This window comes from Sulfurimonas sp. (assembly GCF_032250635.1).
Classification (GTDB): Bacteria; Campylobacterota; Campylobacteria; order Campylobacterales; family Sulfurimonadaceae; genus Sulfurimonas.
The window spans coordinates 1-9866 of the sequence record NZ_JAVVFL010000067.1 but is presented as its reverse complement, the minus strand read 5'-3'; the positions used below and the strand labels follow the sequence as shown (position 1 = coordinate 9866).

At 37.2% G+C, this 9866-nt stretch carries 10 protein-coding genes, 1 tRNA gene and 1 pseudogene; 3 read left to right on the top strand and 9 right to left on the bottom strand.

The annotated features are described in order from the left end of the window. Positions 1-341: ATP-dependent helicase (locus tag RQ763_RS05580; protein WP_314151674.1), on the bottom strand; the 341-nt coding region annotated here is incomplete at its 3' end. Positions 342-469: 128 nt separating this feature from the next. Here RQ763_RS05580 and RQ763_RS05575 point away from each other — a divergent pair. Next, the gene (locus tag RQ763_RS05575) at positions 470-1372 is read left to right on the top strand and encodes a LysR family transcriptional regulator (RefSeq protein ID WP_314151673.1); all 903 of its coding nucleotides are present in this window, start codon (positions 470-472) and stop codon (positions 1370-1372) included. A 13-nt stretch (positions 1373-1385) separates the two neighbouring features. Here RQ763_RS05575 and RQ763_RS05570 read toward each other — a convergent pair whose 3' ends face one another. The 3 genes from RQ763_RS05570 to cysK are packed head-to-tail and all read right to left on the bottom strand — an operon-like array spanning position 1386 to position 3356. Next, the gene (locus tag RQ763_RS05570) at positions 1386-1847 is read right to left on the bottom strand and encodes a hypothetical protein (protein ID WP_314151672.1); all 462 of its coding nucleotides are present in this window, start codon (positions 1845-1847) and stop codon (positions 1386-1388) included. After that, complete coding sequence (locus RQ763_RS05565) at positions 1841-2440, bottom strand: aminotransferase class IV family protein (RefSeq protein ID WP_314151670.1); 600 nt, start codon at positions 2438-2440, stop codon at positions 1841-1843. Before RQ763_RS05565 ends, RQ763_RS05570 begins: the two co-directional genes overlap by 7 nt. Next, a complete protein-coding gene (gene cysK, locus RQ763_RS05560) occupies positions 2433-3356 on the bottom strand; it encodes a cysteine synthase A (RefSeq protein WP_314151669.1) in 924 nt (307 codons plus the stop codon). The genes RQ763_RS05565 and cysK overlap by 8 nt, the downstream gene beginning before the upstream one ends. Positions 3357-3425: 69 nt before the next feature. Between cysK and RQ763_RS05555 the strand changes: the two genes are divergently transcribed. Together RQ763_RS05555 and RQ763_RS05550 are read left to right on the top strand one after the other, a co-directional pair. Further along, the gene (locus RQ763_RS05555; RefSeq protein WP_314151668.1) at positions 3426-3782 is read left to right on the top strand and encodes a cupin domain-containing protein; all 357 of its coding nucleotides are present in this window, start codon (positions 3426-3428) and stop codon (positions 3780-3782) included. Beyond that, positions 3766-4707 (top strand): phospholipase A, encoded by a 942-nt coding sequence (locus RQ763_RS05550; protein WP_314151667.1) that lies wholly within the window; start codon positions 3766-3768, stop codon positions 4705-4707. The genes RQ763_RS05555 and RQ763_RS05550 overlap by 17 nt, the downstream gene beginning before the upstream one ends. A 198-nt stretch (positions 4708-4905) precedes the next feature. Here RQ763_RS05550 and RQ763_RS05545 read toward each other — a convergent pair. The 5 genes and pseudogenes from RQ763_RS05545 to RQ763_RS05525 all read right to left on the bottom strand — a co-directional run. Continuing rightward, positions 4906-4989: transfer RNA gene (locus RQ763_RS05545), tRNA-Leu, on the bottom strand. 53 nt (positions 4990-5042) lie between these two features. Further along, a complete protein-coding gene (locus RQ763_RS05540; protein WP_314151666.1) occupies positions 5043-5357 on the bottom strand; it encodes a F0F1 ATP synthase subunit C in 315 nt (104 codons plus the stop codon). A 306-nt stretch (positions 5358-5663) separates the two neighbouring features. Further along, positions 5664-7829 carry a polyribonucleotide nucleotidyltransferase gene (locus tag RQ763_RS05535; protein WP_314151665.1) on the bottom strand — a complete coding sequence of 722 codons (2166 nt, stop codon included), beginning with the start codon at positions 7827-7829 and terminating at the stop codon, positions 5664-5666. Next, a complete protein-coding gene (locus tag RQ763_RS05530) occupies positions 7819-8481 on the bottom strand; it encodes a phosphoribosyltransferase family protein (protein WP_314151664.1) in 663 nt (220 codons plus the stop codon). Before RQ763_RS05530 ends, RQ763_RS05535 begins: the two co-directional genes overlap by 11 nt. 2 nt (positions 8482-8483) lie before the next feature. Next, positions 8484-9866: pseudogene (locus RQ763_RS05525) on the bottom strand (LPS assembly protein LptD); the annotation flags it as partial.

The window sequence follows — 9866 nt, the reverse complement described above, 5'->3', positions numbered from 1 at the left end:
GTATCAATGACGACAAAATTGTTCTCTCTGTTTAAAAGATGGATATGAAACTTTAAAAACAGCAGTCCGAATTTATGAAAGGTACAAAGCAGAGGAGGATAAGCGGGGTTATCCATCATGACCGATGCGCGTTCCCTCATCTCTTTGGCTGCTTTATTTGTAAATGTCAACGTAAGCGTGTTTGAAGCGGGAATGCCGACTCCCTCTATAAGATATGCTAAACGAGAGATTATGGTTGTAGTCTTACCGCTTCCTGCGCCGGCTAGTATCAACACAGGTCCCTCTGTTTTTTTTACAGCACCAGCTTGCGACTCATTTAATTTACTAAATATTTTTTCCATACCCCTGCCACTATTCATATTTGCTTAAATTATTATAGCCAAAAAGTTATAAATTATTACAAAACTATTGCATTAATTATAATAATGAGTTATACTTTTGCTTATTATCTAAACTTATAGGAATTATTATGTTAAAAGATTTTGCAAAACTACAAACCTTTTTGATGGTCATAAAAGAAAAGAGTTTTTCAAAAGCATCTGCAAAACTGGGTATTTCGCAACCTGCCGTTACACAACAGATTAAATTTATTGAGGATTATCTTGATACAAGGATAGTCGAGAGAAAGAAGAACGGTATTCTTCTTACTAAAGAGGGTGAAGATCTTTTTAGAATAGCCTCTAGACTTGAAAAAGCTATCGTCTCGAGCGAAAAAGAGCTTCTAAAGATTATCAATAAAGACTTCACTTTTATAATCGGCTCATCAAATGCCATCGGAAACTATATTTTGCCAAATTATCTCAGCGAGATAAAAAAGAGAATAAACAACAACGTATATATGAATGTCGGTCTATCATGTGAAATGATAGACCAGCTTCAAGACAAAAAGATTGATATCGCTCTTATAGAGTCTCCTGAATTTAGAGACGGTATTATCTACAGAGAGTGGGTGTTAGACGAGCTTGTAGTTTTTTCAAATCAACCTCTAAAAAAACACTTGACTGCAGATGACCTGCTTGGATTTGACTGGATATGCAGAGATGAAGCTTCCCATACAAGAAAATTGACAAGCGAAGTTTTTGATGAAATGGGTGTTCAGTGTAGCAACTTTACAGTTCTAGGTGTTTTAGGAAGCCCTACGGCAATAAAAGAGGCGATTCTTCATGCCGACCCGACCACAGAGAGACCTGTCGTTTCGGTTATGTCAAAGCATGTTATAGCAAATGAAGTTGCCGAAGGAAAGCTTTTTGAAGCAAGACTTAAAAATTATAAAATAGAAAGAAGCTTCTATATTGCATACTCAAAAGAGAGAAAGCATGATGCGTTTGTCGACAATGTCGTAAACTATCTGCTGTCTTTGAATAAAGTATAAGCTCAAAAGAGGCTTATTTTTTTAAAAACTTTGAGTTTTCAGGGTTTGATAAAAAAGATGCCATTGAGTTCTCAACCCCGCCATCATCCGCTTTTTTGATATGCTTTATACTCTCATTCTTATAGTTTGAGAGATTTATCAACAGCGGTGTCTCATCTACGATTATCTGCATAATACTCCAAAGAGGCACACTCACTATACTGCCAAAATTGTCTGATCCAAAGCCTGCTTCAAAAACCAACTTCTCTTCAACTATGGTTGCGGTATCAAATGTATATCCGGCAAGAAAAAACAGTGTCATCGGTCTAAACTCAGCACTTATCTCTTTTGGCAGAGCGGGTTCAAATGTTATATGTTCGATTTTACACAAGATGCCAAAATTTTGGTCTTTTTCAAAAAGAAGAATAATTAAATTTTCTATATTTTTTTGCATTATTTTTGCAAAATCTCTATCTTCTATTAAGTTTTCTAGCAAAAAAACTCCTCTATATTTTTTGTAATTATATCAAAATCTATCATAGCATTCATAAGTGCAACTTTTGAGAATTTTTTTAAATCATCTACATAAATATCAGACTCAAATATTTTTTTCTCAATCAAAAGCCGTTCCCTTGTCGTACCCTTTAACAGCGGCTGTGCTGGAGTTACCCATCTCCCTGAATCATAAAAAGCAACATTTGCTATCGTTGTATCTGTTATAAGGAAATTTTTTACTATTAATATATCATCACATTTGCCTCTCAGCCCGTAAAGAAGCTCCAGCTCATCTCTGCATGCAGACTTTAAAGAGTACTCTATATTGTCATCATATACAAGTTTTAAGGAGTTTATCTCTCTTTTTTTATACTCGTGATATGTGACCTCTATGGTATGCGCCTCTTTAGATATATTGTAGAGCAAACGGCATCTGTAAGTTCCTGTTTTTGGAGGATTTATATGCTCAAGTAGGTTTTTAGGATTTTTAATATTAAATTTTTTTAAAACGCGCTCATATCTTTTTTGGTGGTAGAGGAGATTAAAAATCTCTCCCTCAACTGCTCTTATAGTTTCTAAAAAAAGTCTACTCATCAAAAAGTTCTGTACTTAGATACCTCTCGCCTGTATCACAAAGAATAGTCAAAAGAGTTTTGCCCTTAAACTCCTCTCTTTGAGCAACTTGCATTGTTGCAAATACATTTGCTCCCGCTGATATGCCCACAAGCAGACCCTCCTCTCTTGAGAGCATTTTTGCCGTATTTATCGCATCTTCATTGCTCACTTTTATCACTTCATTATATACGCTCACATCTAAAGTGTCGGGAATAAATCCTGCACCGATGCCTTGAATAGCATGTGGACCCGCCTTCTCTCCTGAGAGTACGGCAGAACTTGAGGGTTCAACTGCAAAAATCATAATATTTGCTATCTCTTTTTTTAAAACTCTTGATACCCCGCTAAGTGTTCCTCCGGTTCCTACCGCAGCCACAAAGGCGTCTATTTTTTTATCCGTGTCGCGAAGTATCTCCAGCGCTGTTGTGAGCTCATGAATTTCAGGATTAGAAGGATTTTTAAACTGCTGCAGAACTATTGAGTTTGGAATCTCTTTTTGAAGCTCATCTGCTTTTGTAATTGCGCCGCTCATCCCTAAAGGTGCGGGAGTCAAAACCAGCTCGGCGCCAAGTGCTTTTAGCAGCTTTCTTCTCTCTAAGCTCATCGATTCGGGCATAGTCAAGATAAGTTTTAGATTGAGCGCTGCACAATTTGCCGCAAGCGCAATTCCAGTATTGCCGCTTGTAGGCTCAATAATGGTAGTTCCCTCGATTATCTCCCCTGCCTCTATTGCGCGCCTAATCATGTTAAAACCTATTCTATCTTTTACAGAGCTTGTAGGATTCATAAACTCACACTTTGCAATGATATTAGCGCCTGTAAGTGCTGAGGCTTTATTTAATCTAACCAAAGGGGTATTTCCTATCAGTTCCGTTATATTATTTGCAATTTTCATAAATACTCTCCAAGTAAATCAAACACATTTTATGATATGCTACCAAAAATATTATTATAGGAGGCTATAATGTACCTACACAAAGAGATTAATTCCATTGAGGCAACTCCTCAAAAGGCTGGTAAAGGGGTCTCAATGAAGATGCTTTTATCACCGGAGGAGTCCCCAAACTTTGCAATGCGCAACTTTATAATAGAAGCAGGCGGGCATATGCCGCTTCATACAAACATTATCGAACATGAGCAGTATGTTCTCTCTGGACGTGCGCTTGTCCAGATTGGAGATGAAACATTTGAAGCTAAAGCCGGCGATATTTTGTTGATTCCAGCATCTCTTCCTCACAGCTACAAAACGCTCGGTGATGAAGCTTACAGTTTTTTATGTTTAGTGCCAAATAGTGAGGATTGTATTGTTCTTATTAAATAAAGCACTCTTTATTGCTTTGCTTTTTATAGCAAGCTCTTCCCTTGTTGCTCATGAGACAAATAGCAGTAAAGAAATTGAAGCTACCGAGACCAGCGAGGATGAAGCAAAAAAACTTTTTCTTTTGCAACATCTTGATATGCCAAAAAATTCAGATGCAAGAGAAGCAATGGTGACAAAAATTTTTAGTAACTTTGGTTTGCTTCCCTATGAAAAAAATTATTTTATTCCTTTTGCATATGCGACAGAAAACTATGAGCAAAGAGATCTTGTCTCATACCCAAACTATGAACAATTTGACAAAAATATTGAAGCAGAATTTCAAATAAGTTTAAAAAAAGATTTAAGTTACAATCTATTTGGTTTAAATGAAATAATAAGTTTGGGATACACGCAAGATGTGTGGTGGCAACTTTACTCAGATTCTGCTCCATTTCGTGAAACAAACTACAGACCTGAAGTATGGCTTACCTTGCCTATTGAAGATAAAAAATTCTCTGAATTTGGATTTAAAGCTATTAAATTTGGCTTTTTACATGAGTCAAACGGAATGGGACCACCACTCTCTAGATCGTGGAATAGAATCTATTTTGAGTCTATTTTTTATAGGGGAAATCTTATGACAAGCCTTAGGGCATGGGTAGTAGATGCAGGAGAGAATAACAAAGATATAACTACTTATCTTGGATATGGGCATTTAAAGTTAAACTATTTTCTTGAAAAGCATCAGTTTGACTTAACATGGCGCAACAATCTTCATTTTAACGGCGAAAACCGAGGCTCTATTGAAGTAGACTGGTCATACCCTACCGGAAACTCAAAAAATAACTTCTGGTACCTAAAAATATTTAATGGTTATGGCGCAAGTTTGGTGGATTACAATCAGAACCAAACCAGAATTGGATTCGGATTTTTATTCTCTAGATAGCTCTTATGCTACGCAGAGCTTCTATATGCTCTGCTGGAGATGACTAATCTTCTGAACTTTCTTCTTCGTCTTCTTTATTTTTACGCTCTTTCTTGTCAGACTTATTTTTATCTTTTTTTGCTTGTTATATGCATAAACATATATTAATTATAGATATAAAAGAGTTAAAAGTTTAAAGGAGAGATTTTTTATAAAAGATGGTGCGACTAGAGAGATTTGAACTCTCACACCTTGCGGCACAAGCCCCTCAAGCCTGCGTGTCTACCGTTCCACCATAGTCGCATAAAATAAAGAGTATTGTCGGCAAAAGCCGACAAGAGGGATACTTGGGTTGATTAACCTAAGTAAGGGTTTGCGTAAAGTGCGATTAACGCAATTACAAGTGCGTAGATAACCTGCGCTTCGATCATCGCAAGAGCGATAAACATCGTAGTCATAAGTTTAGCACCTAAACCTGGGTTACGAGCTGTACCAGCGATTGTAGCAGCAGCAGTATGACCCATACCGATAGCTCCACCAAGAGCAGCAAGACCAAGACCAAGACCTGCAGCGATCATTGAGTACGCTTTAAGTGTTTGGTTTGCAACATCACCATCAGCAGCTAGTGCAGCAGTAGCTAATGCTACCATTAAGAAAAGAATTTTTTTCATAGTTTCTCCATTAAAATTATTACAAACTTTTTCGGCTAGCGTAACCATATCTACAAAAGATATAGCAACCCATACATAAATGCAAGGATTTCCCTACTTAAATTTGATGGCGAAGTATACATAAAAAGTGCTAAAAATTACTTTAAGAGACCGCTGCACAACGATGCTTTTGCCCAATTTCTTTGTTGAAATTTAGTAAAATACCGTCATTTACTACAGTAAACTCCTCAATTTGACTAAATTTCGCCTCAAACTTGAACAAAATCCTCTATTGTGCAGTGCTCTCTTTAATGTATGCAATTTTATCTACGCACGCCCTAGAGAAATTTTATTGCCCTTGAATTCCAAGATTTCAACATCTATCTCATCGCCTTCACTCACTACGTCACTGACCTTATCTACTCTTTGATCTGATATTTTAGAGATATGGATAAGTCCGTCTGTTCCATCCGGCAACTCTATAAACGCACCGAAATCAACTATCTTTTTAACGATTCCCTTGCACTTATCGCCTACTTTATACTCTATTTTTGGGACTTTAGGAGCATTGACGATTCCCTCAATGTGCTCTCTGGCAGCTTGTACTCCGCTTTTGCTCTTGCCCGTTACTTTAACTTTTCCATCTTTTTTATCTATGTCGATTGCTACTTCAAACTTCTCAATTATCTCACGGATTGTTTTACCAGCTTGACCGATAATCTCACCGATAAAACTTGGGTTGATGTGAAAAAAGTCCGTACTTGGCAATACACCCTCATTAAACTCAATTTTTTTCTCAGCTTCTTGCATGATATCTATAATATGCGCTCTTCCCTCTTTTGCTTGGTAAAGTGCTTCTTTTAGTATATTTAAACTAACCCCGCCTAGTTTAATATCCATCTGCATGGCAGTGATGCCCTCTTTTGAGCCTGTTACTTTAAAGTCCATATCTCCGTCATGGTCTTCAAGCCCCATGATGTCAGAGAGAATAGCATACTTCTCGCCTTCGCTAACCATTCCCATAGCAATCCCGGCGATGGTGTCGCTCGTCTCTATGTCTGCCGCCTTAAGCGCCATATAACCGCCGCAAACCGTTGCCATTGATGATGAACCATTTGACTCTAGTATCTCTGAGACCAGACGAACTGTCTGTCCATTAAAGTCTGTAACCGGTTCTAAGGCTCTTTTAGCCAAATTTCCGTGTCCCAACTCTCTTCTTTTTGTACCCATTACCGGAGAGGCTTCACCGACGCTGAATCCTGGAAAATTATAGTGAACCATAAAGTTCTCATTTTGAATGCCATCATCCGTGAGAGTTTCAAACATCTGCGCATCTTTTGGTCCGCCCATTGTAAGAACGACTAGAGCCTGTGTCTGCCCGCGTGTAAAGAGGCATGAAGAGTGCGCGCGCGGAAGAACGTTTGTGCTTATGGATATCGGTCTTATCTCATTTAAAGCTCTGCCATCAGCACGGATTTTCTCATTTAAAATCTGTGATCTTACCTGCTCTTTTTTTACCTTTTCAATAGCATCTTTTAGTTCTACTTCATCCCAATGCTCTTGTGTAAGCATAATTTTTTTTCTGAGTGCTCTTAGAGCGGTTGAGCGCTCTGATTTTGCCATCTGATTCATAGCCGCTTTTATATCTAAAAAGTGATGCTCTTTTACATAACTAACCATCTCATCATTTATCACATGCGCTTTATACTCTATAGCTTGTGTCTCTTTTTTAAACTCTTTAAAAGAGTCTTCATACTTAGCGTTACTCTCAAAAAGAAGTTGCTGTGTCTTTTGTAAAATATCTACAAGCTCATCTTCCGCCAATGCATTTGAAACATGTGTCATGATAATAGGCGCGCTCATCGTAGGGTCCAGCAATGGGTCAATAACCAGACTAGTGTCTACATTTTGAGAGCCGATACTTCTCATCTCTATCATCAAAAGTTCATCTTTTGTTCCAGATAGATAAAGGTCTAGCGTCGAGTTCTTTAGCTGCGAGAGCGTAGGATTTAAAACAAGCTCACCATCTATTTTTGCAGCTCTTACGGCAGATACCGATTTGTTAATATCAATATCGCTTACATACAGAGCTGCAGATGCCGCATTGAGTGCCAGAATCTGCAGATCAGCCTCGGCGTCAACGCTAAATGTCATAATGGTTATCTGCGTCGGATGACCGAATCCTTTTGGAAAAAGCGGACGAAGAGAGCGGTCAACTATACGCGAAGTAAGGGTTTCAAAATCACTCGGTTTTGTTTCGCGCTTAAAAAATCCGCCTGGAATTTTACCCGCAGCGTATGTTTTTTCAATATACTGTACGGTTAGTGGGAGAAAATCATCTTTTACTATCTCTGTCTCATCTATTACAACCGTTGCTAAAATAACGGTATCGCCGCTCTTTATCCAAGCTGCTCCATTAGCCTGTTTTGCGACTTCACCAAACGAATACTCTTCACTTCTATTTTCTAAATCAATATTTATATCATACTTCACTTTTTTCTCCTAATATTTTTTCTATCATATCTTCATCTATCTTATTTAACTCTTCGTAATATAGAGATGTTTCAACATAATCATCTATATTGTAGATAAAGAATATCTTGTCTGTAAACTGCTCTAAAAACTCTAAAACATCACTGGGTATAACAGCAACTGCAATATATACAGCCTTTGGTTTCATGGCTAAAATCATCTTCAGCGCGGTTAGAAACTTCATTCCGGTTTCACTTCCCTCATCAACGAGCAAAACTATCTGGTTGCTCATTGACGCAAACGGTCTTCCCTTTCTGTATTGATATATGTAACTCAGAATCTTCTCTTCATGTTTTCTATGCGCTTCGCCGTAAACGTAGTCATACTTTATTCCAAAGGCAGCTACTAAATTTTCATTTATTACAATCTCTTCACTCTCGCAGACTCTAGCTATCTCACACTCGCTGTTATTGGGAGCCATGATTGCCTCTGAGAATAGAAAATCTATGCTGTTTTTATATTTTCCCCTCAAATGATATGCCAGTTCCAGACCGCCTCTTGAGACTGCCACTATCTTCCAGTTCTCATCTTTTAACTTCTGCATAGGCACAATATCTTGAAGTCTTTTCGCGGCGTCTTCTCTATTTTTAAGTATATGTTTGTACTTTTTCATAATTAATTCGTCTCCGATTTGTCAGGAAGTCTAAACATAAAGCCAGACAGGCTTCCATCACTCTTCATGATAGGTTTCAGTCTTATAGTAACATATATATATCTATCATAAATAGAATCAGATTCGCCATTGATGTTAAGAATAGGTCTGTTGTTCTCAAGATAGGTAAGTCCGAAATCCCAACATCTTTTTTGGTATAAAAAACCTACTTCAAAACTCTTTTTCTCGCTTCTTTCTAAGTCATAATCAAGTCTAAAGCTATAAGAGTAGTGCTTGTCATATTTATACGCTAAAGATGATGTCATATAGCTTGTAGTGGGAGAATAAATAGTAGTTTGAGGCAGAAAACTATCTCGATACATATGAGACAGCCCTATATTTAAGCTCTCCCCGTTGTATGATATTTTATTGAAATTTTTAGAAAAAGCACTCTCGTCGTAGTTATAAAACATATTGTTGTAAAAATTTACATTATCAGTAATCTGTAAATCCAGCTCATTCTCCAGCTCTCCTGCACCGCCTCCAACATCCTCGTATGAGATATTTTGTGAGAGCCTATGATAAAACATCTGCTTACCTAAAGAGTCATAAAGATAGTGGGAAAAATAGAGTTGTAGATTTTCCTCAATATTGGAAATATTATAAAATTCACATACAGGATCCAACTGATTTGCAGGCACTAAGCAATAATCTGTGTAGTCTTTATAATCTTCATAATAACCACTCTCTGTTTTTGATCCTTCTCTTTGATATTTGGCGCCAAGATCTACAACGTGAGTATTCTCTTCATACGCTTTTGTAAGCTGAGTTGATACAGAAAAAAGATGATAGTTTCTTGCAAATACTCCATCATCATATTCATATACCGACGGACTGGCAGAATTCTCATCACCTGTAAAAAGCGTATGCTGTGCATATAAATTTGCTTCGTACGAGAGATTTAAAAGTTCGTCAAATGCACTGGTTTGAAGTGTCAATGGTATATTTATATCTGTTTGAGTAGCACTTTTGCCCAAGCTTCTATAATAGTTATTACTTATAGCATCAAAACTATATAAAAGATGATCATCAAGGAGAGTGTCTAAATAGCTGTGGTAATGAATTGCCGGTAAATTTTGAAGTGTCTTTTCATTGCTATCTATAGTTAAATCTTTATAATGTTTAAAATATGTTGCAATATAATCATCATCAGTATTGTAAAAAAGATTTATTCTTGAAAGTAGCTGTGTTGTTGTTACGTTTTGCGTAGTATCGTTTGTTGAGAGATTTAGATACTCAACATCATTCATATTGAGTATATCCGTATATAAACCTGATTGGCCTTTAAAGCTTGTGCCAAACCATTCGTTTATAACATCAGAGTTGTCGTATAAAAAATTAAAGCC